The organism is Nocardioides sp. CPCC 206347 (genome assembly GCF_048654605.1).
In the GTDB taxonomy this organism is placed as follows: domain Bacteria; phylum Actinomycetota; class Actinomycetes; order Propionibacteriales; family Nocardioidaceae; genus Nocardioides.
In genome coordinates this window covers 550,391-574,606 of the sequence record NZ_JBMCYZ010000001.1, presented here as the reverse complement: position 1 = coordinate 574,606, position 24,216 = coordinate 550,391, and the positions used below count along the sequence as shown (strand labels likewise).

At 67.6% G+C, this 24,216-nt stretch carries 27 protein-coding genes; 21 read left to right on the top strand and 6 right to left on the bottom strand.

Annotation, left to right across the window (positions count from 1 at the left end):
• Positions 1–11: 11 nt before the first annotated feature.
• From pruA to ACOACQ_RS02745, 3 genes are all read left to right on the top strand, one after another.
• Positions 12–1,652, top strand: a complete 1,641-nt coding sequence (pruA, locus tag ACOACQ_RS02755) for an L-glutamate gamma-semialdehyde dehydrogenase (RefSeq protein WP_420287558.1) — start codon at positions 12–14, stop codon at positions 1,650–1,652.
• 22 nt (positions 1,653–1,674) lie between these two features.
• Entirely contained in the window at positions 1,675–2,721 is a 1,047-nt protein-coding gene (locus ACOACQ_RS02750; protein WP_420287557.1) for an alpha/beta fold hydrolase, read from the top strand.
• 135 nt (positions 2,722–2,856) lie between these two features.
• On the top strand, positions 2,857–3,222 hold the full coding sequence (locus ACOACQ_RS02745) for a hypothetical protein (RefSeq protein ID WP_378604997.1): 366 nt from the start codon (positions 2,857–2,859) through the stop codon (positions 3,220–3,222).
• 2 nt (positions 3,223–3,224) lie between these two features.
• Here the strand turns inward: ACOACQ_RS02745 and ACOACQ_RS02740 are convergent, their stop codons facing one another.
• On the bottom strand, positions 3,225–4,562 hold the full coding sequence (locus tag ACOACQ_RS02740; RefSeq protein WP_420287556.1) for an FAD-dependent oxidoreductase: 1,338 nt from the start codon (positions 4,560–4,562) through the stop codon (positions 3,225–3,227).
• Between the two features lie 76 nt (positions 4,563–4,638).
• Here ACOACQ_RS02740 and ACOACQ_RS02735 point away from each other — a divergent pair, with 76 nt between their 5' ends.
• On the top strand, positions 4,639–5,565 hold the full coding sequence (locus tag ACOACQ_RS02735; protein ID WP_420287555.1) for a LysR family transcriptional regulator: 927 nt from the start codon (positions 4,639–4,641) through the stop codon (positions 5,563–5,565).
• Positions 5,566–5,604: 39 nt separating this feature from the next.
• On the opposite strand, the gene ACOACQ_RS02730 is transcribed toward ACOACQ_RS02735, so the two are convergent.
• The gene (locus ACOACQ_RS02730; protein ID WP_420287554.1) at positions 5,605–6,627 is read right to left on the bottom strand and encodes a hypothetical protein; all 1,023 of its coding nucleotides are present in this window, start codon (positions 6,625–6,627) and stop codon (positions 5,605–5,607) included.
• A gap of 132 nt (positions 6,628–6,759) precedes the next feature.
• The gene (locus tag ACOACQ_RS02725) at positions 6,760–7,656 is read right to left on the bottom strand and encodes a phenylalanine 4-monooxygenase (RefSeq protein ID WP_378604985.1); all 897 of its coding nucleotides are present in this window, start codon (positions 7,654–7,656) and stop codon (positions 6,760–6,762) included.
• Between the two features lie 91 nt (positions 7,657–7,747).
• Between ACOACQ_RS02725 and ACOACQ_RS02720 the strand changes: the two genes are divergently transcribed.
• Positions 7,748–8,179, top strand: a complete 432-nt coding sequence (locus ACOACQ_RS02720; RefSeq protein ID WP_420287553.1) for an Lrp/AsnC family transcriptional regulator — start codon at positions 7,748–7,750, stop codon at positions 8,177–8,179.
• Between the two features lie 9 nt (positions 8,180–8,188).
• Entirely contained in the window at positions 8,189–8,956 is a 768-nt protein-coding gene (locus ACOACQ_RS02715) for an SDR family NAD(P)-dependent oxidoreductase (protein ID WP_420287552.1), read from the top strand.
• Here ACOACQ_RS02715 and ACOACQ_RS02710 read toward each other — a convergent pair.
• On the bottom strand, positions 8,953–10,002 hold the full coding sequence (locus tag ACOACQ_RS02710) for an alpha/beta hydrolase (protein ID WP_420287551.1): 1,050 nt from the start codon (positions 10,000–10,002) through the stop codon (positions 8,953–8,955). The two genes, ACOACQ_RS02715 and ACOACQ_RS02710, sit on opposite strands and share 4 nt — an antisense overlap.
• A gap of 214 nt (positions 10,003–10,216) precedes the next feature.
• On the opposite strand from ACOACQ_RS02710, the gene ACOACQ_RS02705 reads away from it, so the two are divergent.
• From ACOACQ_RS02705 to ACOACQ_RS02655, 11 genes are all read left to right on the top strand, one after another.
• Positions 10,217–10,552: a type IV pilin protein gene (locus tag ACOACQ_RS02705; protein ID WP_378604973.1), complete on the top strand. Its 336-nt coding sequence runs from the start codon at positions 10,217–10,219 to the stop codon at positions 10,550–10,552.
• A gap of 72 nt (positions 10,553–10,624) precedes the next feature.
• Positions 10,625–11,725: a type IV pilus twitching motility protein PilT gene (locus ACOACQ_RS02700; protein ID WP_378604970.1), complete on the top strand. Its 1,101-nt coding sequence runs from the start codon at positions 10,625–10,627 to the stop codon at positions 11,723–11,725.
• Between the two features lie 12 nt (positions 11,726–11,737).
• Complete coding sequence (locus ACOACQ_RS02695) at positions 11,738–13,474, top strand: GspE/PulE family protein (protein ID WP_378604967.1); 1,737 nt, start codon at positions 11,738–11,740, stop codon at positions 13,472–13,474.
• Positions 13,475–13,476: 2 nt separating this feature from the next.
• On the top strand, positions 13,477–14,682 hold the full coding sequence (locus ACOACQ_RS02690) for a type II secretion system F family protein (protein ID WP_378604964.1): 1,206 nt from the start codon (positions 13,477–13,479) through the stop codon (positions 14,680–14,682).
• Positions 14,682–15,164 carry a type IV pilus modification PilV family protein gene (locus tag ACOACQ_RS02685; protein WP_378604961.1) on the top strand — a complete coding sequence of 161 codons (483 nt, stop codon included), beginning with the start codon at positions 14,682–14,684 and terminating at the stop codon, positions 15,162–15,164. The genes ACOACQ_RS02690 and ACOACQ_RS02685 overlap by 1 nt, the downstream gene beginning before the upstream one ends.
• Complete coding sequence (locus ACOACQ_RS02680; RefSeq protein ID WP_420287550.1) at positions 15,155–15,817, top strand: type II secretion system protein; 663 nt, start codon at positions 15,155–15,157, stop codon at positions 15,815–15,817. The genes ACOACQ_RS02685 and ACOACQ_RS02680 overlap by 10 nt, the downstream gene beginning before the upstream one ends.
• The gene (locus ACOACQ_RS02675) at positions 15,814–17,958 is read left to right on the top strand and encodes a hypothetical protein (protein ID WP_378604955.1); all 2,145 of its coding nucleotides are present in this window, start codon (positions 15,814–15,816) and stop codon (positions 17,956–17,958) included. Before ACOACQ_RS02680 ends, ACOACQ_RS02675 begins: the two co-directional genes overlap by 4 nt.
• The gene (locus ACOACQ_RS02670; protein WP_420287549.1) at positions 17,940–18,755 is read left to right on the top strand and encodes a prepilin peptidase; all 816 of its coding nucleotides are present in this window, start codon (positions 17,940–17,942) and stop codon (positions 18,753–18,755) included. The genes ACOACQ_RS02675 and ACOACQ_RS02670 overlap by 19 nt, the downstream gene beginning before the upstream one ends.
• 67 nt (positions 18,756–18,822) lie before the next feature.
• Positions 18,823–19,377 carry an imm11 family protein gene (locus tag ACOACQ_RS02665; protein ID WP_378598743.1) on the top strand — a complete coding sequence of 185 codons (555 nt, stop codon included), beginning with the start codon at positions 18,823–18,825 and terminating at the stop codon, positions 19,375–19,377.
• A gap of 13 nt (positions 19,378–19,390) precedes the next feature.
• Entirely contained in the window at positions 19,391–19,897 is a 507-nt protein-coding gene (locus tag ACOACQ_RS02660) for a hypothetical protein (protein ID WP_420287548.1), read from the top strand.
• Positions 19,898–20,317: 420 nt separating this feature from the next.
• Positions 20,318–21,580 carry a DUF222 domain-containing protein gene (locus ACOACQ_RS02655; RefSeq protein WP_420287547.1) on the top strand — a complete coding sequence of 421 codons (1,263 nt, stop codon included), beginning with the start codon at positions 20,318–20,320 and terminating at the stop codon, positions 21,578–21,580.
• 221 nt (positions 21,581–21,801) lie between these two features.
• Here ACOACQ_RS02655 and ACOACQ_RS02650 read toward each other — a convergent pair whose 3' ends face one another.
• The gene (locus ACOACQ_RS02650) at positions 21,802–22,113 is read right to left on the bottom strand and encodes a hypothetical protein (RefSeq protein WP_378598731.1); all 312 of its coding nucleotides are present in this window, start codon (positions 22,111–22,113) and stop codon (positions 21,802–21,804) included.
• Between the two features lie 146 nt (positions 22,114–22,259).
• Between ACOACQ_RS02650 and ACOACQ_RS02645 the strand changes: the two genes are divergently transcribed.
• From ACOACQ_RS02645 to ACOACQ_RS02635, 3 genes are all read left to right on the top strand, one after another.
• Positions 22,260–22,487, top strand: coding sequence for a hypothetical protein (locus ACOACQ_RS02645; RefSeq protein WP_378598728.1), 228 nt, complete (start codon positions 22,260–22,262; stop codon positions 22,485–22,487).
• A 77-nt stretch (positions 22,488–22,564) separates the two neighbouring features.
• Entirely contained in the window at positions 22,565–22,900 is a 336-nt protein-coding gene (locus tag ACOACQ_RS02640) for a hypothetical protein (RefSeq protein ID WP_378598725.1), read from the top strand.
• Between the two features lie 117 nt (positions 22,901–23,017).
• A complete protein-coding gene (locus tag ACOACQ_RS02635) occupies positions 23,018–23,233 on the top strand; it encodes a hypothetical protein (RefSeq protein WP_420287546.1) in 216 nt (71 codons plus the stop codon).
• 110 nt (positions 23,234–23,343) lie between these two features.
• Here ACOACQ_RS02635 and ACOACQ_RS02630 read toward each other — a convergent pair whose 3' ends face one another.
• Positions 23,344–23,655, bottom strand: a complete 312-nt coding sequence (locus ACOACQ_RS02630) for a hypothetical protein (protein ID WP_420287545.1) — start codon at positions 23,653–23,655, stop codon at positions 23,344–23,346.
• Positions 23,656–23,826: 171 nt separating this feature from the next.
• Between ACOACQ_RS02630 and ACOACQ_RS02625 the strand changes: the two genes are divergently transcribed.
• A complete protein-coding gene (locus ACOACQ_RS02625; protein ID WP_378598698.1) occupies positions 23,827–24,123 on the top strand; it encodes a hypothetical protein in 297 nt (98 codons plus the stop codon).
• Positions 24,124–24,216: the final 93 nt, after the last annotated feature.

The window sequence follows — 24,216 nt, the reverse complement described above, 5'->3', positions numbered from 1 at the left end:
AGGAGAACACCATGGACGCCATCACGACCCCACCGGCTCCGATCAACGAGCCGAACCTGACCTACGCGCCCGGGAGTGCCGAGCGCGCGGCACTGAGTCTTGAGCTTGAGGCCCAGTCCGGTGCCGGCGCCCGCCAGCTCGATGCCTACATCGGCGGTGAATGGGTCGCGGGCGGCGGCGAGGAGATCCAGGTCGTCCAGCCGCACGCGCACCAGAAGGTGCTGGGCGTGCTCCGCAACAGCTCCATCGACGACACCGTCCGCGCGGTCGACGCGGCCCGGGCAGCGGCGCCTGAGTGGCGCGGGTTGTCCTTCGACGAGCGGGCCGCCGTACTGCTTCGGGCAGCGGAGCTGCTCGCCGGTCCGTGGCGCCAGCGGCTCAACGCCGCGACGGTGCTGGGGCAGTCGAAGACGTCGTTCCAGGCCGAGATCGACGCCGCCTGCGAGCTGATCGACTTCTGGCGGTTCAACGTGCACTTCGGCCGGCAGATCCTTGCCGAGCAGCCGATCGCGAACAGCCCCGGCATCTGGAACCGCACCGACCACCGCCCGCTCGAGGGCTTCGTCTACGCGATCTCGCCGTTCAACTTCACCGCGATCGCCGGCAACCTGCCGACCGCTCCGGCGCTGATGGGCAACACGGTGATCTGGAAGCCGTCGCCGACGCAGCAGCACGCGGCCTCGCTCACCATGGAACTGCTCGCCGAGGCGGGCATGCCGCCGGGCGTCATCAACATGCTGCCGGGCGACGGCCTCGCGGTCTCCGAGGTCGCGCTGACGCACCCCGACCTGGCCGGCATCCACTTCACCGGCTCGACCGGCACCTTCCAGAAGCTGTGGTCCTCGGTCGGCGCGAACCTCCCGAACTACCGCACCTATCCGCGTCTCGTCGGCGAGACCGGCGGCAAGGACTTCGTCATCGCGCACCCGTCGGCCGACCCCGACGTGCTCCGCACCGCCCTGATCCGTGGTGCCTTCGAGTACTCCGGCCAGAAGTGCTCGGCCGCCTCCCGCGCCTACGTCCCGCGCTCGCTGTGGGAGCGGATGGGCGACGACCTGGCCGCCCAGACCGACGCCCTGCCGATCGGCGACCCGGCGGACTTCGCGAACTTCACCGGCGCCGTGATCGACGCCCGCGCGTTCGCGAAGCACACCGACGCGATCGCCCGCGCTCGTGCCACGGAGGGCCTGTCGGTGATCGCCGGCGGTACGACGGACGACACCGTCGGCTGGTTCGTGCGACCCACGATCGTGCTCGCCGAGGACCCCACCGACGCGATGTTCTGGACCGAGTACTTCGGCCCCATCCTCGTGATCCACGTGTACGACGACCGCCAGCCCGGCGCGTTCGAGGCGACCGTGAAGCAGGCAGAGTCGGCGGCGCCGTACGCCCTGACCGGCTCGATCCTGGCGACCGACCGCCACGCCATCGACTGGGCGAGTCGCGAGCTGCGGTTCGCGGCCGGCAACTTCTACGTCAACGACAAGCCCACCGGTGCGGTCGTCGGGCAGCAGCCGTTCGGTGGTGGCCGGGCGTCGGGCACCAACGACAAGGCGGGCTCCGTCCTCAACCTGCTCCGCTGGACCTCCCCCCGCTCCATCAAGGAGACGCTCGTCCCGCCGAAGGATCACCGACACCCGCACATGGGCTGAGTCCGCGGCGTAGCCTGACGCCGTGACCAGCCAGGAGGTGCGCTTCTGCCGCGCTGACGACGGCGTGCGCATCGCGTGGGCACGGCACGGTTCCGGCCCGCCGCTGCTGATCGTGTCGTGCTGGTTGAGCCACCTGCAGCACGACTGGCAGAGCCCGGTGTGGCGGCACTTCCTCGACGACCTGGGGGACGTCGCCACCGTCGTGCGGTACGACGAGCGCGGGTTCGGGCTGTCGGACTGGGAGGTGGGCACCGAGGTGTCGGACTTCTCGCTGGAGCGGCGCCTCGCCGACCTCGAGACCCTGGTCGACGCGGCCGGGCTCGACCGCTTCGCGGTGCTCGGGATGTCGGGCGGCGCGCCGGTCGCGCTGGCCTACGCACACGCGCACCCCGAGCGCGTCACCCGGATGGTGTTGTACGGCGGCATGGCGGCCGGCGGCCTGCAGCAGGGTGACGACGCGGCGGAGGAGGCGTTCCTGGCGATGATCCGCGCGGGCTGGGCGCGGCCGGATCCGCTGTTCCGGCGGGTGTTCACGAACGCGTTCATCCCGGGCGCGACCGAGCAGCAGATGGAGTGGATGGACGAGCTGCAACGCACCTCGACCAACACCGAGAACGCCGTGTGCAGCCGGATCGCCCGCCACCAGGTGGATGTCGCGCCGCTGCTCCCCGAGGTCGTCGTACCCACTCTCGTGCTGCATGCCGAGCGGGACCGGGTCGCGCCGGACTGGGGGCCGAAGCTGGCCGCCGAGATCCCCGATGCGCGGCTGGTGATGCTCGACTCGGCCAACCACGTGTTGCTGGCCGACGAGCCGGCGTGGCCGGTGTTCCTGCAGGAGGTCGGGTCGTTCCTCAACGAGGACCGGGCGCAGGTCCCGGTGTCGAACCTGTCCGCACGCGAACGCGAGATCCTGCTGCTCGCTGCCGAAGGCCTCGACAACACGGCGATCGCCGACCAGCTGACCCTCAGTGTGCGCACCGTGGAGCGGCACTTCCAGAACGTCTACCTCAAGCTCGGCCTGTCCGGTCGTACGGCGCGCGCGGCGGCCGTCGCCCGCGTCCTGGCCTGAGCCACTACGTACGCGTCGGCGTACGACGACGCCACCGGCTACGCGCGAGCGCCGATGCTGCGGGGTGCCCTGAATTCCTACCTTCGAGGTGTCGGCGAAACCGCCGCAGGACACCTAGAAACCAGGGAGATCGCCATGTCGAACAAGGCCGTCATCAGCCTCGCCACCGGACTCGAAGACCCCGAGAAGGTCACCGTCGCCTTCCTCGTCGCACTCGGCGCGGCCGAGCAGGGCCGCCCCACGCTGATGTTCCTGACGAAGGAAGCCGTGCGGCTCGCCGTACCCGGGACTGCGGTGGGCCGGTCGTGCGAGGGCTGCCCGACGCTGCCGGAGCTGCTGGCCCGGTTCGAGGCCGCCGGCGGCACGTACCTCGTGTGCCCGCTCTGCTTCAACGCCAAGGCGCTGGACCCGGAGAACCTGATCGCCGGCGCCACCATCGGCGGCACCGTCCCGATGTGGCAGTGGATCGGCGACGAGGGCGCGACGAGCTTCAGCTACTGAGTTCAGCCGCGACCGACGCGCAGCATCTCCTCGCGGTCGCCGACCTTGATCCGGGTGCGGCCGGCGGCCTCGCCCAGCGCGATCTCGTGGGCGTCGAGCCGCTCCCATGCCTCGTCGGTCGCCACGTCGACCTGGCGCGAGCGGAGGTAGGCGTCGACGTCCTCGGGGGTCCGCGACCAGGCGGTCTCGGTGGTGTCGGCGAGCAGGTGGCCGACGGTCTCGGCGGCGTCGCTCTTGGTGTGGCCGATCAGGCCGACGGGGCCGCGCTTGATCCAGCCGGTGACGAACGTGCCGGGGATCGGGTTGCCGTCGAGGTCGAGGACCCGGCCGGCGTCGTTCGGGATGACTGCACGACGCTCGTCGAAGGGCAGATCGGGCAGGCCGGTGCTGCGGTACCCGACGGCGCGGTAAACGGCCTGGACGTCCCAGTCGGTCACCTCGCCGGTGCCTTCGACGTTGCCGTCCTCGTTGGGCGAGTGGGTGCGCTCGGTGCGGAGCGTGGTGACGCCGTCGCGGTCGCCGAGGATCTCGAGGGGGGCCTCGGCGAAGTGCAGGTGGATCCGGTGCGGCTTGCCCACCGGGTCCGCGCCGACCCAGCTGGTCAGCGTGTTGAGCACCATCTTCTGTGCCTTGTGCTGGGCGATGTGCTCCATGCCGTGGGCGTCGACGTCGAAGCCCTCGGGGTGCACGATCACCTCGACGTTGGGCGAGTGGTTGAGCTCGCGCAGCTCCAGCGGCGAGAACTTCGCGTACGCCGGCCCGCGGCGGGCGAACACGTGGACGTCGGTGATCGTCTTGGCCGCGAGGCCCTCGTAGACGTGCTGCGGGATGTCGGTGGTGAGCATCTCGTCGCCGGTCTTGGCGAGCACCCGCGCGACATCGAGCGCCACGTTGCCGACACCGATCACGGCGACGCTCCTGGCGTCCAGCGGCCAGCTCTGCGGCGCGTCCGGGTGGGCGTCGTACCAGGAGACGAAGTCGGCGGCGCCGTACGAACCGGGAAGGTCCTCGCCGGGGATGCCGAGGTCGCGGTCGGCCTTGGCGCCGGTGCTGATGACGACGGCGTCGTAGAACTCGCGCAGCTCCTCGAGCTTCACGTCGACGCCGAACTCGACGTTGCCGCGGAACCGGACGTCGGGGTGGGCCAGCACGCGCTGCAGCGCCTTGATGATCTCCTTGATCCGCGGGTGGTCCGGCGCGACGCCGTACCGGACCAGGCCGAAGGGTGCGGGCAGGCGCTCCAGGATGTCGATCGATACCGGGGTGCCCGACTTGATGAGGTTGTCGGCAGCGTAGATACCGGCGGGGCCACCGCCCACGATCGCAACGCGAAGAGTCATGTCCATGAGTCTGTCGATCGCGGCCGGGTCACAGAACGAGGTTGTGGTTGGGTACTCACAAGGTAACCTTGTGAGCGTGCTGAGTCCCCACGTCCCGGAGCTGCGGGCCCTCGAGCTGCTGGTCGTGGTTGCCCGGACGGGAAGCCTGGGTGCGGCGGCTGCCGAGCTCGGCATCAGTCAGCAGGCCGCGTCGTCACGTGTGCGGACCATGGAGTCGCTGGTGGGGGAGCCGCTGGTGACCCGCAGCAAGCGCGGCTCGGAGCTCACGCCGACCGGCGAGCTGCTCGTGCAGTGGGCCAGTCGCGTCCTCGACGCCGCGCACGAGCTCGACGCCGGTATCGCCGCCATGCGTGTCGACCGCCGCGGCCACCTCGCCATCGCGGCGAGCCTCACGATTGCCGAGCACCTGCTGCCCGGGTGGCTGGTGGGCCTGCGCACCCAGCAGGTCCAGCGCGGTCAGACGCCCGTCGACATCACCATGACCGCCACGAACACCGAACGCGTCACCGAGCTGGTCCTCGCCGGCGAGGTCGCCCTCGGCTTCGTCGAGGGGCCGGACGCACCGGACGGCCTGCAGCGTCGCCTGGTCGGCACCGACGAGCTGGTCGTGGTCGTCGGCCCCACCCACCCGTGGGCACAGCGATCCCGCCGCCGCGTGACTGCCGAGACGCTCGCGGCCACGCCCCTCGTCGTACGCGAGGCCGGTTCGGGTACGCGCACCGTGCTGGAACGCGCCCTGGCCGACCTGCCCCGCGCCCAACCCGTCCTCGAGCTGTCGAGTACGGCGTCCGTCCGTGCCGCTGTTGCAGCCGGCGCCGGCCCCGCCGCCGTGGGGGCGCACGCCGTCGGCGACGACCTGGCCACGGGCCGGCTGATCCGGATCACCGTGAGCGGCCTGGACCTGACCCGTCGGCTGCACGCCGTCTGGCAGGGCGGGCCGCACCCGCCCGAGGGCCCAGCGCGGGAGCTGGTCGCCTGGGCGGCCCGCGGTCATCGCACCTGACGAACGTGTCGTGAAATCGGCGGATTCGCAGCAGATTCGTCAGGTACGACGATGGCGGAGCCACCGTTCGGCCTGATCCGGCGTGAGGGCGAGTCGCCGGGCCACCGTGGAGGTGTCGACCCAGCGTTCGGGTTGGGCGACTGTCCAGGGTCGCGGCCCGTGGCGCTGGGCCGCGCGGGCGAGCGCGCCGTCGAGGCGGTACCGGAAGCGAGCGACCTCTCCGCGCCCCGACATCATCGTGACCACCTCGATCGCTAGCCGACGGGTGAGTTCCTCGCGCATCAGGTCGCGGCTGTGCCGTCCGCCCTCGAGGTGATCGGCGCCGTCATAGTCAGCGGCGACGCCGGCCACCGGGTCGAAGACGTCGGGCGTGAACTGGTGCCTTCCGTTGAGGTCGAAGATCGGTGCGTTGCACAACAACACGCCGGCGCGATGTCCGCGCCACGCCTCGCGCATCACTGTCTCCATCGGCGACCAGGAGTTCTCGTCCGCCACAGCGAGCGCCCGCAGGAGTCGGCGCTTGCCGGAGCGCCCGACCAGTCGCGCTGCGTAGGCGCCCAGTCCCTCGAGGTCGACCAGGTCGTCGTACGCCGCCATGTCGATGGCGCGCACCGCGGCGACGTCGTCGCGGGCAGTGCGGGCCTCGTAGGTCACCGAGCGTTCGGGGATCGTGATCGGGAGGCCGTCGATCACGATGACGTCGTCGGCGAAGAGCCAGTCCTCGGACAGCGCCACGCCGCGGCGGCTGCGGGCGCCGCGTTGGTCGCCCAGTGCGACGGGTACGGGCAGGAGCGAGCCGTCAGCAGCCGTTCCGTCGAACCACCTCGCCCCGAGCCAGTGCAGCGCTGCCCACCCGGTTGCTGCGGAACCGGGTGGCAAGGCGCCGACCGCTTCGACGATCCGTTGCTGCGTCGACGCCGGGGCATCGGCGGCGACGTAGTGGCGGGGTCCGGCGCTGCGCCAGTACGGACCGCGGGCCTGGCCGGCGGTCGGTCCGGTCAGGCCGGACGGGTCGATGCGCACCGGAGCCACGAGGCCCGAGCGGGTGATCTCGAGAAGCATGCCGGCGAGCATCGGCAATTTCTACGGGTCGTGCAGGCGTCATCCACAGGGTCCGGATGAGCGGGCCGTCGTACCTGACGAACGTGTCGTCAAAACCTGGAACTCGCAGCAGGTTCGTCAGGTGCGATGGAGTCAGGCGCGGGCGGGCGTCCTAGCCATCAGCCGGGCGATCGACTCATCGGTGCAGTCGGCCCAGAAGCCGCCCACGACGTCCTCGACCTGGGTGAACGAGTCCGCGACGTACAGGACGTTCTGGTAGTCGGTGATGTCGTAGGACGTGCTGCCCATGTCGGCGATGTCGAGCGGGCGGATGTCCATGCCGCGGAACGCCTCGATCTCGCCGGGGGAGGAGAGGATGCCGGCGCCGTACGTCTTGAGGTCGCTGCCCTCCCAGAGGATGCCGAACTCGAGGGTGAACCAGAAGACCTTGCTGACGAACTCGAGCGCCTCGGTGGTGCGCACGCGTCGGGAGGCCTGGCCGGCGAGCTCGTAGAGCGCGGTGAAGCGCGGGTTGGCGAGGGTGTTGCCGTGGCCGACGACCTCGTGCAGGACGTCGGGCTCGGGCGTGTAGAGCGGCACCGAGTGGTGGCGGACGTACTGGGTGGACCAGAAGGACTTGTCGGCGAGCGAGCCGTAGAACTCGCGCAGCGGGACGAGCCCGGCGGCGGGGGCGTAGCGCCAGCCGGTCAGCGGGGCGAGCCAGTCGCTGACCTCGGCCAGCTGCGGGATGCGGTCGATCGGCAGGCCGAGGGACTCCTTGCCGTCGAGGAACTCGCGGCAGGCGTAGGCGCGGTGCTTGGTGACGAGCGCTTCGCTCACGACGCGCCACACCTTGTGCTCGGCGTCGGTGTACTCGGCGGTGGGGCACGGGGTGCCCGGACGCCAGGCGTTGGCCAGCGTCGCGAGGGCGTCGCGGCGGGCGCGGTACTCCGCGTCGGCGAACCCGGGGTGGTCGGCGCCCAGGTGGACCTTGAGGGATCCGTCCTCGTCGGTCGTCACCGGGGCAAAGGTCTGCGCTTCCTCAAACATGCCTCCATTGTGTGACGCAGTCCACCAGATGACGAGCAGGGTCAGACGTTTGGCCCTCCACTCAGCCGCGCGGGGTGGCAGACTGTCCAGCATGGACGCCGTCGACCGCGAAATTCTGGACATCTTGCGCGCGGACTCGCGGACGTCTATCCGCGACGTCGCGTCACGGATCGGGCTCAGTCGCGCGACCGCCTACGCGCGGGTGAAGCGGCTCATCGACACCAAGGTGATCCGCGGGTTCACCATCGACGTGGACCACGCCGCGCTGGGCCTCGGGCTGCCGGCGTACGTGCACGTCCGGATCAAGCAGAACTCGTGGAAGTCGTTCCGCAAGAAGGCGTGGGCGCTCGACGAGGCCGCCCACGTCGCGCTGGTCGCCGGTGACTTCGACTGCGTGATCCTGGTCCGCGCCCGCGACGCCGAGCACCTGCGCGAGCTGGTCCTCGAGCGGATCCAGGCGTTGCCCGAGGTGGTCGCCACCCAGACGGTGCTGGTGTTCGAGGAACACGTCGGCCCCTCGTAGCCTGCATCCATGCACCAGCGCGCGTTCGTCTTCGGCGGCTCCGAGGGCATCGGCCTCGCGGTCGCCACCCAGCTCGTCGCCGCGGGCACCCAGGTCGTCGTCCTGTCCCGGTCCCAGGCCAAGCTCGACGCGGCCCTCGCCCAGCTCGGCCCCGGCGCGATCGCCCTGTCCGTCGACGTCACCGACGCGAGTACGACGACCGCAGTCGTGGACGCACTGGTCGCCGAGTTCGGCGTACCGGACCTGGTGGTCACCACCGCCGGGTATGCCCGCCCGGGCTACCTGGAGGACCTGCCGGACGAGGACGTCGCGGGCATGGTGGCCACGAACCTGGTCGGGACGATCAACGTCTGCCGGGCGGTGCTGCCGCATCTGCGCAAGGCCGGTACGGGCACGATCGTGACGACGTCGTCGATGGCCGGCCTGGCCGGTGTCTTCGGCTACACCGTCTACAGCGCGACGAAGTTCGGCGTGATCGGCTTCTCCGAGGCGCTGCGCCGCGAGGTGCGTCCGTACGGCATCGACGTCCGGGTGCTCTGCCCGCCGAACACCCTGACCCCGGGCTTCGACGAGGAGAACCGGTACAAGCCGGCGGAGGTGCTGGCCGCCGAGGAGAGCGTCGCGACCCTCACGCCCGAGCAGGTGGCGTCGGCGCTGGTCCGCGCGCTGCGCCGTCGCCGAGGGTTCCTCGTCGTCCCGCGCGGCAGCCGGTTGGCGGCTGCGGCGATCCGGTACGCACCGTCCGTCGTGGACAGGGCGCTGCGCCGCCCGTCCTAACGCTTCCGGTCGTGCTTCCCGATGAACTCGTTGATGTACGCCCACGTCGTCTCGGGCGCCTTCGTCCCGGTGAGGACGCCGAGGTGGCCACCGGGCGCGGACGGCATCCGGACGTCCGGCGAGTTCGGGAGGAGCGAGCCGACGTGGTGGGCCACCGGGGGCGGCACGAGTACGTCGGTGATGCCGGCGACGTTCATCACGGGGACCTTGATGTCGGCCAGGTCGACCATCTTGTTCGGCCCCTGGATGCGCCCGGTGGCGAGCTCGTTGCGCAGCGCCATCTTCTGGTAGACCTGAATGGTCGCCCGGCCGGGGTAGGTCAGCATGTTGTTCATCAGGCTGTCGATGGCCTGGATCTGGCCGAGGAACTCCCGGTCCTGACGCTTGTTCCACAGGGTGCGCGGCTTCTTGAGGTACACCGGGATCGCGGTCGCCTTGAACCCGATGCTCACGAGCGGCGCCGGCACCGACCCGGCGGCCTTGAGCGCCGTACCGACGATCTTGCCGCCGGTGACCTTCCCGATCGCCTGGACCGGCCGGAGCATCGGTTGCTTGGACATGTCGAACGGGCTGGCGACCATCGAGAGGGAGCGGATGGGGAGCTCGGGGTGGACGGCCGTGGTGCCGATGGAGATCAGCCCACCCATGCACCAGCCGACGAGGTGCACGTCGCGCCCGCCGGCGTCCTCGGACACCGTGCGGACGGCCTCGGGGAGGACGTCGTTGATGAAGTGCTCGATGCCGACCTTGCTGTCGGCACCCTTCAGGGGTCCGTAGTCGACGAGGTACGTCGGCCGCCCGCGGTTGACGAAGTCCTCGGCCAGGGACAGGCCGCGGCGGAGGTCGAAGCACGAGGCCTGGGCGCCGAGCGGAGGCACCAGCAGGACCGGCAGCCCCTTGGCGCGGACCCCCTTCACCTTGTCGTAGCGGTGCAGTTCCAGGGTCCGCCCGGTCGCGATGACCTCGGAGGGAGTCCGGCTCAGGTCGGCGATCCCGCCCTTGACGAGGAAGTCCCACAGGTTGACGACGGAGTCCTTGGCTGCCACGGCGTCAGTGTCGCGCACCGTAGGGGTTTTCCGTGGTCATGTCCTGCGAATCGGCGAAGTTTTCTGAGGCTTGTCCCACTGTGGTCTAGACCGAAGGTAAAGAATCTGCTATTGCCATGACGCCGCGTCGCACACGGACGTTTCATGGCTACATCAGCGCTCGGGTCTGGTCCTTTCCCTCCATCATCATTCCCTTACTTCCTAAGGACTTCGCATGCTCCGCACTCTTGCTCGTCGTCGGAACGACAACGGCTTCACCCTCATTGAGCTCCTCATCGTCATCGTGATCCTCGGCATCCTCGCCGCGATCGTGGCGTTCTCGGTCCGCGGCATCGTCGACCGCGGTGACGCGTCCGCTTGCAAGGCTGAGGTCAAGACCATTGCGACCGCCGAAGAGGCGAACTACGCCAAGAACGGCTCGTACGCCACCATCCCGAACCTTGAGATCAATGGTTTCCTGCGCGACGGCACGCCGAAGTACGTGGCAAGTGCCTCGGCAGCTGACGGCTCCCTGACGATGGTCGCCGGCGCACCCTGCGCAGCTGGCTGATCGGCTCTATTGCTCTCAGGAGGGCCGCCGCCCTGGCGGCGGCCCTCCTTCGGCCGTCTGTGAGGGGAATCAATGTTCCACCACGTGCACCGCATCGGTGACCGGATTGACCAGCTGCTGGCTGCGCTCTGGGAAGTTCGTGGCACCGACCTGCTGCTGACCGTCGGCTTGCCGCCGATGCTCCGGATCGACGGGTCGCTTGCGCCGGTTCCAGGGCAGTCAGTGTTGACGGCAGACGACGCCAACTCGTTGCTCGCCGAGGTTCTCACCTCCGAGCAGCAGACCGCGTGGGAGTCGAAGCACGAGTACGACTTCTCGTTCTCGTGGCGCGAGCACGCTCGGATCCGTGGCAACGCCTTCACCCAGCGCGGACAGACAGCGGTCGCGCTGCGGATGATTCCGCGCGAAGTGCCGACGCCGGACGACCTCGGTCTGCCACCGGTGCTCCGCGATCTCGCGATGAAGCACCAGGGCCTCATCCTGATGACTGGTCCCACCGGTTCCGGCAAGTCGACCACGCTGGCCTCGTTGATCGACCTGATCAACACGAACCGCGGCTGCCACATCATCACCGTCGAGGACCCCATTGAGTACGTCCACGACCACAAGATGGCGGCGGTCAACCAGCGCGAGGTCGGGACCGACACCAACAGCTTCCCGAACGCCCTGCGCTCAGTGCTCCGCGAAGACCCCGACGTCCTGCTCGTGGGTGAGATGCGTGACCTCGAGTCCATCGCCTTCGCATTGACCGTGGCCGAGACCGGCCACCTGGTCTTCGCCACCCTGCACACCAATGACACGGCGCAGTCCGTTGGCCGCATGATCGACGTCTTCCCCGCCGAGCAGCAGGCCCAGATCCGGGTCCAGTTGGCTGCCGCACTCAGTTGCGTGGTCTACCAGCGCCTGGTCCCGAAGATCGGCGGTGGGATGACGGCCGCCTACGAGGTACTGACCGCAACGCCGGCGGTACGCAACCTGATCAAGGAGGGCAAGACGCATCAGCTGCGCAACTCCCTGGTGACTGGCGCCCAGGACGGGATGATCACGCTGGAGCAGTCGCTCTCGCAGCTGATCCAGGCCGGCATCGTGACCGAAGAGGAAGCCGTTGCGCGAAGCCTCTACCCCAAGGACATCGAGGCCCGCCCGCGGTACACCGCCGGCGCGGTGCGATAGGCGGCGCGGCAGATGCGGTTGAGGGGAAAGCACAGCAAGGTCGAGGCGCCGGTCGCGGCGCCTCGGACGGATGAGGACGACGAGCGGCTCGGCCGGATCCTGGTCGGCGCCGGGCGCGTCCAGCCGTACCAACTGGACGCGGTGCGCACGCAGGAGGGCAGCTCACTCGCCACGAAGCTGATCGACGCCGGTCACATCTCCGACGATGTGTTGGCGAGCACGCTGGCCGAGCATCATCGCGTCGGTGTCGCGGACTTCCGGATCCTGACGCCGGACCCGGAGACCGTGGCGCTGCTCACCCGGGACCAGGCGAACACGCTCGAAGCACTCCCGGTCGCCGCGGACGATGACGGCGTCACCGTGGCCCTGCTGGACCCCTCGCCCGAACGCGTCCAGGCGCTGGCGGTTGTGATCGGTCGCTCTGTGCGGCCGCTCGTGGCCACCCGACGCGACCTCGAGCGCGGCATCGCGACCTCCTACCGAGCGACCCGCGAGGTCGGCACCCAGGTCCTTGCCTACGAGGCCCGTGACCTGCTGCGGCGTGAAGCGTCGGACATCGACACGATCAGCGTCAACGACGACGCACCGGTCGTCCGAGTCGTCCAGTCGATCATCACCCAGGCGCTGCGGGACCGTGCCTCCGACATCCACATCGAGCCCGCCGGCGAGAGAGTGCGGGTCCGCTACCGCATCGATGGCGCGCTCAGTGAGGTCCTCGATCTCCCTGCCTCGATCGGGCCGGCCCTCGTCAGCCGCGTGAAGATCCTGGCCGACATGAACATCGTCGAGCGCCGCCGACCCCAGGACGGCCAGATCAGCATGGACATCGACGACCGCGCCATCGACATCCGGGTCTCCACCACGGCAGTCGTTGGTGGCGAGAAGGTCGTGATGCGGGTTCTTGACAAGAGCCGTCCGCTCTTCAAGCTGGAACAACTCGGCATGCCGGCCGACACGGCGGCACGCTACTCGGCGCTGATCCACTCGCCGTACGGCATGGTGATCTGCGCCGGACCGACGGGTGGCGGAAAGACCACCACGCTCTACGCCTCACTGGGTGAGCTGAACAGCCCGGATCGCAACCTGATGACGATCGAGGACCCGGTCGAGTACACCTTTGCATCGATCAACCAGATCCAGATCAATGAAGCGGCCGGCATCACCTTCGCCGGCGGTTTGAAGTCCATCCTTCGCCAGGACCCCGACATCATTCTCGTGGGCGAGATCCGTGACGTGGACACGGCACGGATCGCAGTGCAGTCCGCGCTCACCGGTCACTTCGTGCTCTCGTCCTTGCACGCGACCGAGGCAGTCTCGGCGCTCTACCGCCTGCTCGACATGGGCATCGAGGCCTTCCTGATCGCGTCGTCGGTGACCGCTGTCGTCGCGCAACGCCTGGTCCGCCGGAGCTGCACCTCCTGTCTGGAGCCCTACCAGCCGTCCCCGGACGAGCTGGCCTTCCTGCAGATGTTCGGGGGCAAGGAGCCGATTGCCGGCTTCCAGCACGGCACCGGCTGCCACTTCTGCTCACACACCGGCTACCTGGAACGGATCGGCGTCTACGAGATGCTCGTCGTCACCGACGAGGTTCGTGAACTGATCGTCGACCGGGCTCCGCACGACCAGATGCGCAAGCTGGCCCGCAGCCAGGGCATGCGCACGCTGCAGGAGCAGGCAGCCCAACTGGTCACCCTCGGCACCACCACGGCGTCCGAAGTCATGCGTTCGATCTACGTCGCGGGAGTCTGAACATGCCCAAGTTTGCCTATGTCGGTGTCGACATCGAGGGCCAGAAGGTCAAGGGGACCGAGAAGGCTGGCAGCCGCAACGACGTGGAGGTCTCGCTCTACCAGCGCGACCTGCGCGACCTCAGGGTCACCGAGAAGAAGAGCGTGCTGCAGTACGAGATCTCAGGTCCCCGGATCAAGCGCGAGCACGTCATGCACCTGTCTCGCCAGATCGCGGCGTTCCTGAGGGCCGGGCTGCCGATCCTGGACGCGGTGAAGTCGATCGGTGCCGACAGTGAGAACTCCTCGGTGCGCCGGATGATGCACGACATCGAGGACGGCCTGCGCACGGGTGAGCGCTTCTCGGACACGCTGGAGCGCTACCCCAAGGTCTTCCCGGAGTTCTACCGTGGCATCATCCGCTCCGCCGAGCTGACCGGTGAGCTCGACACGGTGCTCAGTCGGCTCGCGTTGTACCTCGAGCGGGACCTCGAGACCCGCCGCAAGATCAAGTCGGCGCTCATCTACCCGATCGCGGTCGCGCTCATGTCTGTCTTCACCGTCGGGGTGCTGGCGGTCTACGTGCTGCCCAAGTTCGAGACCTTCTTCGCGGACTTCGACGCGAAGCTTCCCTGGACGACCCGAGTTCTGCTGGGCTTCACCGACTTCCTTGGCGCCTGGTGGTGGGCGATTGCTGCGGGGATCGGAGCCTGGGTGCTCCTGTTCGTCATCTCCCAGCAGTTCGAGCGTGGCAAGTACGTCTGGCATTCGTTCCTCCTCGGCGTGCCGGTGCTCGGCAGCACCATCCAGTACGCCCTGGTCGAGCGGTTCTGCCGCGTGATGGCCTCGATGGTCGGCGCCGGTGTCAACCTGCCGGAGGCGATCCGGGTCGCGACCGACTCACTGCGCAACCGGGTGTTCATCAAGCGGCTCAACGGGGTCACCGAGCAGATGCTCGAGGGCCAGGGCCTGGCCGCTCCGCTGGCTCGTACTCAGCTGTTCCCGGGAACCGCGACATCGATGCTCCGCGTCGGCGAGGAGACCGGCTCCATGGACACCCAGCTCGAGGTCACCGCGGACTACTTCGAGGACGAGCTGACCTACAAGATCGCCAAGCTGACGGCACTCTTCGAGCCGATCGTGATCCTGATCATGGGTGGCATCGTCGGATTCGTTGCCATCGCCCTCGTCCAGGCGATGTACGACATCTTCCAGCAGGTGGACATCTGATGCAGCGCACCGGGCAGCGACCGCGTGACGAGCAGGGCGAGACCCTGATCGAACTGGTGGTCGCTGTCGCCATCCTCGGGATCGCCGCGGTGGCGATCCTGAGCGGACTCATCCTGAGCGTCAAGGCGTCGACCCTGGGGAGCAACCAAGCCTCGGGCGGTGCCTACGTGCGGAGCTTCGCCGAGGCCATCCAGAACCACGTCGATGCCAGCGGCTACGCGACGTGTGCGAATGCCACGTCGACCTACCAGGGCGTCACGGTCACCAACCTGCCCAGCGGGTACACCAAGACGGTGGTCGCGGTGCAGTCATGGAACGGCAGCGCGTGGGGTGCCTGCACGGGTCTTGGCATCCAGCGGCTCAATCTGAGGGTCACCACTCCCGGTGACACTTCGCATGGTGCGTCGGAGACCCTCACCGTCATCCTGCGGCAGCCCTGCAACGGTGCTGCCACGACCTCGGCGAGCAACCCATGCGCATGACCTGGAAGCGGTCGCGCTGGCTGCGACGTGAAGACGGCTTCACCCTCGTCGAGATGGTGATCACCGTCTCGATCCTCGGGATCATTGCCGTGGTCCTGTTCGGCGTGGTCATCCAGTACCTCAAGGTCAGTGGAAACACGCGGGCACGACTGGGAGAGTCGACCGACCAGCAGTTCATCTCGACCTACTGGCAGGCGGACGTCAGCAGCCTGGGGCGGCGCTCCTTCACCCCGAGTGATGTCAGCAACCCGGTCCCGAGCTCACAATCGGTCTACGTCGGCGCGGCCGGGCCGGGCGGCTGCGGAAGCACGGTCGGAACGGTGGTCGTTGCCTTCGCCTGGACGGAGTTCACGGTCGGGTCGTCCGTCCCGGCCAACGCCTGGACCTCGACCGCGCAGGAGGTGGCCTACGTGCGGGTCGGCGGAAGTGCGCCGTACAAGCTCCAGCGCGTGCGTTGCAAGGCCGGCGTCGAGGCAGCGCCCCTGACGGTGGCCCACAACCTGACCGGGACCCCGACGGTCACGTGCGACTCCACCTGCACCGCCGCGTCGCCACCCAACCGGGTGTCGATGCAGTTCACCGTCCGGGACACCTCGGAGCCCACCAGCACCGGGTACACCACCACCGTGACCGCTGATCGGAGGCAGGGATGATCAAGCGCCTGCGGAAATTGCGTGAGGACTCCGGCATGATGCTGGTGGTCGCACTGCTCGTCATCACCACCATCGCTGTCGTCACCGGAGTGATGCTGTCCCACGGCTGGACGAACTTCCGGACCACGGTCGCGCTGCGCGGGGTCGCGGGAACCACCTACGCGGCCGACGCGGCAGCCAAGATCGCGATCAACAACCTCCGCCAGGGTGCCAATGCGCCCGGATGGACCGACCCCACGTTCCCCGGAGCGTGGGACAACTGGGTCTACACCAACAACGCCGACGGCACCGGCTGTTTCGGCGCGGTAGGGGAGAACCCGGACAACAATCTCGAACTGAACAACCTCTATCCGGCCGCGGGCGACCAGACCAGTGCCTCATCGGCGCGCGTGGAATGCTCCAGCGTTCCCGGGACCGGGATCTTCGGTGGTGGCAGTGGGGTCGGGATCGAGGATCCTGACCCGACTGATGCTTTCGCGCGCGCGCTGACCACTGTCGGCACCTCGGGCGCGTACCAGGGCATCACCGTCAACCCGCTCGGCACCGGTGGCGATGCGCCGCTTCCTGTCCGTGGTGGTGTCGCCTCGAAGTCCTTCATCACCGTCGAATCGGGATCACTGGTGACCGACGGCTACGTGAGGGCAGAAGGCGCCTGCAGCGGAGACATCGTCGCGGGTGTCGATGACAACGGGGTGGAGCAGCGGTTCTGCAACGCCGCAGGCACAGTGCCGGTTCCTGCTACGCCGACCTCCCCGTTGTCTTCGGTGCCGACCTATCGCGACGCCAGCAGCATGGGCTGCAACTTCCAGCCCGGCTTCTACAACAACGCGGCGGCACTGAGCGCTGCCGTCAACAACTGCGGCACGGCCTACTTCGCAAGCGGGCAGTACTACTTCGACTTCGTCGATGAGGAGCACTCCGGCAGCAACACGTGGAACATCACGACGACCGTCCTCGGTGGCGACATCACCTCGCCCTCGGATCCTTCGATCCCCGGCCGGTGTGTCAGCCCGATCAGCCGGAACTCCGGCAACGGAGTCCAGTTCGTCTTCGGCAACAACAGCCGGATCACGGTGAGCGACACAGCGCACGTCGAGCTGTGCGGCCCCACCAACGGCGGCGACGCGCCCATGACGCTCTACCAGCAGCAGTCGGGTTCGACGGCGAGCCCTGTCGTGGTTCCTGAAGCGAGTGCTGGCACCGTCGACCAGAAGACCGGAAACGGTGGCGGGTTCAAGTGGACCACTGGCGTCCCGACTCCTGCCGGAACGACCATCCGCAACGCGATCGCGTCGCCCGATGCGCTCAGCTACTCCTGGCTCGTCGCCGGCAACAACGACGACGTGGGCATGGACCTGCGCGACTTCCCGGGCCTGTCTGCCATTCCGGCCGGGTCTGACATCACCTCGGCACAGGTTCGGGTGAAGTACCGCAAGTCCAGCGCGCGAAACCTCACGGTCACCGTCAACGGCCAGACCCCGTCGAACGTGGCGATCAGCGCTCCGAGCCCGACGCCGACTCCGACCACCACCGAGTGGGGTTCGGCCGACATCGCGTCGCAGCTTCGCACCCAGCTCCAGGGTGGCTCGTTCAACGCCACTCGGCCGACCCTCGAGCTGCGACTTCTCGACGCGGCGGCGGCCGACACCCTGGTCATCGACGCAGTCACCCTGTCGGTGACCTACGTGCCGCCGACGCTCCGCGCCGCAACTGACAACATCATGTTCATCAATGCTCCGGCGGGTAACTTCCACGGCGAGTTCGTGATCCAGGGAGCCACCTTCGCACCGAACGGATTCGTCCGACTCGTTCCCGGTTCGTTCGACGATGCGCTGGTCGCGTTCCGCTGGGGCCTGGTCGCCCGGGGCGTCGACTTCAAGGCACAGCCGTCCCAGACGTTCGGGTACCCGCTGGTCTCGATCCCCGACGCAGGGGTCGGGCTCGGGAACAAGGTGACGGTGGTCGACCTCAAGGTCTACGTCTGTGTCCAGGCCGGGACCTGCGCCACTGGTGGCAAGCACGCCCTGACAGCGCGCGTGATGATCACCGATCCGCCGTACGACACTTCCGGTACCTTCGAGGGCATCCCCGAACCCGGTGTGCGACAGATCAAGGTTCTCAGTTGGGCGGAGCAGAACTGACCACGCAGGAGATCCTCAGCGTCTTCGTCCCAGTCTTCGCCGGCCTTCTCGGGTTGAATATCGGGTCGTTCCTCAACGTCGTCGCGCACCGCGTGCCGGCGGGGGAGTCGATCGTCAGCCCACCGTCGGCGTGCCCGAGGTGCGGGCACGAGATCCGGAACCGGCACAACGTGCCGGTGCTCGGGTGGCTGGTCCTGCGGGGGAAGTGCTTCGACTGCGGGGAGCCGATCAGTGCGCGGTACCCGCTGGTCGAGCTCGGGACGGGCGTGGCGTTCGCGCTGGTCGCGCTGCGGCTCGGCACCGACGAGCAGGGACTGCGGTTGCTGCCGGCGTACCTCACCTTCGTGGCCATCGGGATCGCGCTCGCGCTCATCGACCTGGACGTCCAGCGTCTGCCGGACAAGATCGTCCTGCCGTCGTACGTCGTCCTGGCGGGTCTGCTGCTGATCGACTGGGACGGGGGAGCGCTGCTGCGCGCGCTCGAAGGCGCGGCGATCCTCGGTGCGTTCTTCTTCATCGTCTGGCTGATCGCGCCCGGGGGCATGGGCTTCGGTGACGTGAAGCTGTCCGGGATCGTCGGCGGGATGACCGCGTACCTGACGTGGGGGACGTTCCTCGTCGGCGCGTTCATGGGGTTCCTGCTCGGCGCCGTTGCCGGGGTGCTGCTGATGGCCGGCGGCAAGGCCGGGCGCAAGACGGCGGTGCCGTTCGGGCCGTTCATGATCCTCGGCGCGTTCGCCGCGATCCTGGGCGCGGGGGGCCTGGGGGACTATTACCTGGAACTGATCGGGTACTAGTCATGTGTCAGTCAAGGCGGGACAGTCTCGAGCCCGACAAGTGGGCAGGATTTGGGGTGGAACTCCCGTGAGCGGACTCAGCCAGATCGACAAGCTGTATCCCACGCCAGATCCTGACTACCCCGAGTTCCTTCCGGCCCATCCGAAAAATGCGCACATCGACTGGATGGCATTCATGGCCTACGTCGAAGAAGGACGCCCGGATCAGCCTTCGACGTACAACTTCTATCTTCGTGCACAAGGCCGCGTTGACGCCGTCTGGCTGAATGGCATCGCCCAGCCTCTCGTTTCACCGGCGCTGCGGGAGGTCATGCACGACGTCGCCGGAGAGGACCTCGATTTCCTGCCCGTGGCCGTTAACGAAGAGCCGTACTGGTTGATGCGAGTTCAGACCCGTATAGACGCGCTTGACCCCGATGCCTCACAGTTCAACCGCGGCTCACGCGGCAACATCAAAACGATCCAGCGCGCCGTGTGGCTGTCCGACCGGATCACCGACCCAAAGATGTTCACCATCCCCCAAACACCTCGAAGCATCTGGGCAACTCCGTCGGTCGCCGATGCGTACAGGAGTTCTGGATGCACTGGGCTCAACTTCGGTCCTTATGGTGAAGTCGTGTGACCGAGACATGTCCGTGAGCGAGGCGGAGGGGGAGGCGGGAGCTGAGGTGGCACTCGCCATTGGCGTGGATTCCGGGATGCTGTTGTTCGCTGATGCCTGCGATACCGACATCGGCCTGGAAGAAACCAAGCCGTGGTGGAGCGGCAGAGTGCCGCTTCCCAGTTGTGGTTGGGTCGCCACGACTCACGCTGTTCTGATTGATACCGGCGGAGATGATGAGTTTCCCGTCGAGGCCGACACGGATCACGGCTTGTGTCGCAGGCTGGTCATTGCGTTCGACGAACCATCGGACCGGGAGTGGCAGCATTTGAAGATTCTTGGCGTGCCGTCGCACCTGTTGTTCGTGGGTGACCCTGGGATGGCCCAGCAGTTCGAGGTCGAGCCCCTCGCACAGGCGATCGCGGCTCCTGGGGTCTGGCTGGTGACGCGTTCAGAAACCGCGAACGTTCGAATCGACATACAGCAGACGCTTGAGCCTGACGCCGGAACTCAGACGACTGCAGTTCGTGTGTCGATGTGAGGTCCAGAACGAGCCACAGGTCGCCTGGCTCGTCGCCGACCAGCGGAAGTGTGGACATCGGAAAAGCGGGATCGGCACAGGGCCTGCCGAATGATGGAATGTCTTCAACAGGCCGTGGTGGTCGCAATCCCGTGCAGTGTCCCCTGCATGGAGCGGCCGCCACGGCCTGAATTGGTGAATCAGTACCAAGCCTGCCTCGTTTTACCTGCGGTGTGACCCGGAGTTTGTTCAAAATTTCTGCGGCTTGGGGTTTCCCGCGGGTTCGAACGGGTGTACGATTGACCGTAGGTCACGACAGCCGGAGCCCCGTGCGGGGAGGAGGGTGTCGAGGCCGAGTCCAGGTCGGGACAGTCAGTGCCCAAGGAAGGGCCGCCGGTCGGGCGACACGTGTTGTAGCCGTGCTCGTCCGCAGGAGAAGACATGACCGCCACCGTCGCCACGGGTGTTCACCCGATTATGGCGTGCGTCCAGACGGTCTCGAACGCGGTCGCCGATGTCGCCGACGTACAGCCGATCTTCATGTCGACCGATGAGAAGAAGGCCGCTCTGGTGGGGCTGGCCGCTGGGGAAGCGGCGCTGGCAGAGCTCCGGTTGCGGGTTCTGGCGAGTTCCGACGACGTGGCCGACGAGGCGGGTGCGTACGACGCCGCAGCGTGGTTCTCGCAGGCAACGAAGGCAGACCCGGCAGCCGCGCGCGCCGACCTGCACCTGGCGAAAGCGCTGGAGGAACGGCCGCTGGTCGCTGCCGGGATGCGTGAGGGCGGGGTGTCGCAGGCGCAGGCCCGTGTGATCGTGGCCGGCGTCGATGCGCTGCCCAAGGAGCTCGGGCCGGAGGTGCTCGCCGCGGCTGAGCGGACCCTGGTCGGGTACGCCGCCGACTTCCGGCCGCGCGAGCTGCGCAAGATCGCGCGGCACGTCCTCGGGGTGGTCGCGCCCGAGATTGCCGAGGAAGAGGCTGGCAGGCAGCTCGAGGCCGAGGAGGCCGCCGCGCGGGAGAAGGCGTCGCTTAAGTTCCGCGACCTGGGTGATGGGCGGACCCGTGTTTGGGGCGTGCTGCCGACGTCGGTGGCGAACCGGTTGAAGGCTTACCTGCAGGCGTACACGTCACCGCGGCGCTGGTCTCGAGACGGTTGCGGCGCAACCTCCTCGACCAACGAGGGGGAGCGGGTGCCGCAACACCGGGCGTACGCGTGGGCGCTCGCCGCGCTCCTGGAGGCGCTGGACCCCGACAACCTGCCGGAGCATGGCGGGGACGCCACGACGGTGATGGTCACGATGACGCTGGAACAGCTCCTGGCGGAGCTGGCCACGGCGGGGCTGTTGTCCGAGGGCGACGAGATCTCGGCATCCGAGGCCCGGCGGCTCGCCTGCCAGGCATCGATCATCCCGGTGGTGCTCGGCGGCAAGGGTCAGGTGCTCGATCTCGGCCGGTCGCAACGGCTGTTCTCCAAGGCGCAGCGCAAGGCCCTCCGCTTACGTGACAAGGGCTGCCGTGCCGAGGGCTGCGACGTCCCGGCCGCGTGGACCGAGGCCCACCACCTGAAACCGTGGTCAAAGGGTGGGAAGACCGACCTCGAGGACGGGATCTGCTTCTGCAGCCACCACCATCACCGGATTCACGACCATGCGTACTCGCACGAGTTGTTGGCGAATGGGAATGTCAGGTTTCACCGACGGAGATAGGCCGTGGCTCGTCGGAACTCGATGAAGGTGACGTCGCGGCAGGCGCCGTTTTGGCGTGCCCCGGAACTGCGCGGATCTGCCGAGGACCGTGCGGCCTCCTCGGCTCAACGCACCTGACGAATCTGTCGTCCGAACGGCCAAAACAGGACAGATTCGTCAGGTACGACGCGCACCCGTTCCGTCCGACTGTGCCGCGACGGGAGCGGAGCCGCGCATCGCACCTAGTCGTCGAGCACTTTGCGAGCTTCGCCCCACTCGCGCTCGAACTCAGACTTGTCGATGTCGTCATGCGGGAAGTCCCAGTCTTGGAGGGGCTTCTCCGGAGCAATGCCGTACCGGCCCTCATACGCCTGGACCGCAGCGATCCCACTGGCGTCACGCGCGGCGACAACCTCATCAAGTGCAGCTGCAGCCCGCGGGCGGCGTTCAGACCCCGCCAGTTCGACGGATCGCGTGATCCAGCCGTCATCTGCGACTTCCCAGAGGAAGGTTACGTCCCCTTCATCCCAGTGCGACCGCACCCACCTCGGCATGGATGGATCGTTGCACCGATGGACTGCCCTGTCATGCCGCTGTCGGAGCGGGATCTGCCCGAACGGGGAGCGGCATGCAGAGCGCGAACTCAGCCTGCCGCGAGACCTACCCGTGACAACATGTGCGCGTGCCCTTTGAGCCAACCGTGACCTCGAAGGTCGCCGAGATCCTCGCGACGGTCGTGGAGTGCGGTGGCGAGGCAAGCGGTGCGCATCTGCTCGACACTTGTGGCTTAAACAAGGCTCAGTTGACTCGCCAGCTCCGATGGATGGAGATGCAGGACTTCGTCAACCAGGTTGGGTCGTGGAATGACGGTGGTCTGTGGGTTCGCGCAACGGCCCTCGGTCGAGCGATCCTCGCTGCACAGCCCTGAGCCCTTCGCGCTCTTGCAGCTGATCGGCCGTGCCGACGTGCGGTCACGAGTTCCGGCACTCGGGCAGACTGCGACGCATGAGCGACGGCCTAAGAACCGAGATCCTGCTGTCGATGCAACGGGCGCTTTGGGAGCACGTGACTCAGGACCTCCGTGGCGTGGCAGTGGAGTACTCGGGAGAGTTGGATCGCGGAGCGCACGTTGTCGCTCGGTTCCTGTACGAAGGCGACGCTGGCCCGTTGCAGCGCGAGTGTGTATCTGAGTCGGAGGCGTACTTCTTGGCGGACTTCCTGCCCGACATGTCTACCGAGTTCGTTGCTGTCGACCACGCAGATCGCGATCTTCAGGGCGACGAGATGTGGGTCTTCCTGCGGTGGGAACCAACACCGGAGTTGCCGGATCAACCGCACTGAAGCGCCCGACCAAGCCGCTGTCGGAGCGGAACGCCGGACCATGCCGCTGTCGGTGCGGGAACCCGCACGGGCGGGCACATGGGCGCACGACGGCAGCGAATCGTGCGAGCATCAGATGTGACCGATCCACGGGATATCTCCACCATGTTCACCTTCTCGCAGAGCAATCCTTCCGGAGCTGGACAGGGAGACGTGGCAGCGCTGCTTCGCCGAGTTGCCGACACGATTGATGGACTCGGCGACATCGAGATCTACGACGTCACGTTCCGATCCGAGGTCACCGACGGCGAAGACGACCTCACAATGTCCGTCTACTACGACCGCCCCGAGTAGGGACGAGACATCCTCCGACGCCCGACCATGCCGCCGTCGAAGCGGAGTCTCGATCCGGCTACCGGTTGGCCTGAAAGCTGCCGACAGGCGAGTGCGACTCGCTCCGCCGGTCAGTACGGCCCTGTTGTTACGGAGATGTAGGCCTCCGCGAACACCGCACACGCAAGAAGGACTGCAGCCGAGACTGTCCCGAGCAAGATGCCTCGGCCGACAGGACGGCGGATGAGAAAGAGTCCGGCGGTCAGGAAACAGGCGGTCACGGTCCCGACGACTTCCAGCCACTTTTGGAACTCAGATCCGGAGTAGTAGGAGTCGCCGTCGTGGACGGCCAGCCTTGCGACCAAGCCGGTCAGTAGGAGACCCGTTAGGCAGGTGGCCAGCGACTCCCGACTGAAACGTCGGGAGCCATCAGAACTCTGCATGAACCGATCATGCCCAGCGGAGCCGCCTCTGTCTGACAGATTGATGGACCGGTTACCTTGTCGACGTAGACAGCGCCTGCGTGCCGCTCCTGATAGATCCGAGACGCACGGACATGCTGCGAACAGGACGGTCGTGACGATCAGCGAGCAGCCGGCCGTAAGGTCGTGCAGATGAAGTTCCGGCAGCGGCGTCAGCGCACGGCTGATCTGCACGTGCAGTTCATCTGGGGCGGCGAACCCGTCGAGGGTTGCGATCCGATTGCATTGCTTGTTGCATCAGACGAGCCAGAGGCTGCAGTTGCACGTGCCGGAGCGTTGGGTGTCTGGCACGCCTCGGTACTCGATGACATCAGGATCAAGGCCAGCGAGGCGGAACACGCCGCAGCCGACCCGCAGGGGTTTGTGTGGCGTCGTGCTGACGAAATGCAGTGGCGAGGTTCGGGATCCTGGCCAGGTCTTCAGAGATGACGGCTGAACCACCGTTTCAGTCCTACAGCAAGGATCCGCTCCGGCGGCGCGCTTGAGGCCGAGATCTCGTTAACCCGCTCCGATCGACCATGC

Bases quoted from the DNA above. Each gene is read 5' to 3' on its own strand.
- ACOACQ_RS02700 (WP_378604970.1), top strand. From the start codon at position 10,625: ATGTTCCACCACGTGCACCGCATCGGTGACCGGATTGACCAGCTGCTG.
- ACOACQ_RS02655 (WP_420287547.1), top strand. From the start codon at position 20,318: ATGACCGCCACCGTCGCCACGGGTGTTCACCCGATTATGGCGTGCGTC.
- ACOACQ_RS02685 (WP_378604961.1), top strand. From the start codon at position 14,682: ATGCAGCGCACCGGGCAGCGACCGCGTGACGAGCAGGGCGAGACCCTG.
- ACOACQ_RS02690 (WP_378604964.1), top strand. From the start codon at position 13,477: ATGCCCAAGTTTGCCTATGTCGGTGTCGACATCGAGGGCCAGAAGGTC.
- ACOACQ_RS02720 (WP_420287553.1), top strand. From the start codon at position 7,748: ATGGACGCCGTCGACCGCGAAATTCTGGACATCTTGCGCGCGGACTCG.
- ACOACQ_RS02675 (WP_378604955.1), top strand. From the start codon at position 15,814: ATGATCAAGCGCCTGCGGAAATTGCGTGAGGACTCCGGCATGATGCTG.
- ACOACQ_RS02650 (WP_378598731.1), bottom strand. From the start codon at position 22,113: ATGCCGAGGTGGGTGCGGTCGCACTGGGATGAAGGGGACGTAACCTTC.
- ACOACQ_RS02630 (WP_420287545.1), bottom strand. From the start codon at position 23,655: ATGCAGAGTTCTGATGGCTCCCGACGTTTCAGTCGGGAGTCGCTGGCC.
- ACOACQ_RS02640 (WP_378598725.1), top strand. From the start codon at position 22,565: ATGAGCGACGGCCTAAGAACCGAGATCCTGCTGTCGATGCAACGGGCG.
- pruA (WP_420287558.1), top strand. From the start codon at position 12: ATGGACGCCATCACGACCCCACCGGCTCCGATCAACGAGCCGAACCTG.
- ACOACQ_RS02680 (WP_420287550.1), top strand. From the start codon at position 15,155: ATGCGCATGACCTGGAAGCGGTCGCGCTGGCTGCGACGTGAAGACGGC.
- ACOACQ_RS02705 (WP_378604973.1), top strand. From the start codon at position 10,217: ATGCTCCGCACTCTTGCTCGTCGTCGGAACGACAACGGCTTCACCCTC.
- ACOACQ_RS02740 (WP_420287556.1), bottom strand. From the start codon at position 4,562: ATGACTCTTCGCGTTGCGATCGTGGGCGGTGGCCCCGCCGGTATCTAC.
- ACOACQ_RS02725 (WP_378604985.1), bottom strand. From the start codon at position 7,656: ATGTTTGAGGAAGCGCAGACCTTTGCCCCGGTGACGACCGACGAGGAC.
- ACOACQ_RS02730 (WP_420287554.1), bottom strand. From the start codon at position 6,627: ATGCTTCTCGAGATCACCCGCTCGGGCCTCGTGGCTCCGGTGCGCATC.
- ACOACQ_RS02745 (WP_378604997.1), top strand. From the start codon at position 2,857: ATGTCGAACAAGGCCGTCATCAGCCTCGCCACCGGACTCGAAGACCCC.
- ACOACQ_RS02625 (WP_378598698.1), top strand. From the start codon at position 23,827: ATGAAGTTCCGGCAGCGGCGTCAGCGCACGGCTGATCTGCACGTGCAG.
- ACOACQ_RS02715 (WP_420287552.1), top strand. From the start codon at position 8,189: ATGCACCAGCGCGCGTTCGTCTTCGGCGGCTCCGAGGGCATCGGCCTC.
- ACOACQ_RS02695 (WP_378604967.1), top strand. From the start codon at position 11,738: ATGCGGTTGAGGGGAAAGCACAGCAAGGTCGAGGCGCCGGTCGCGGCG.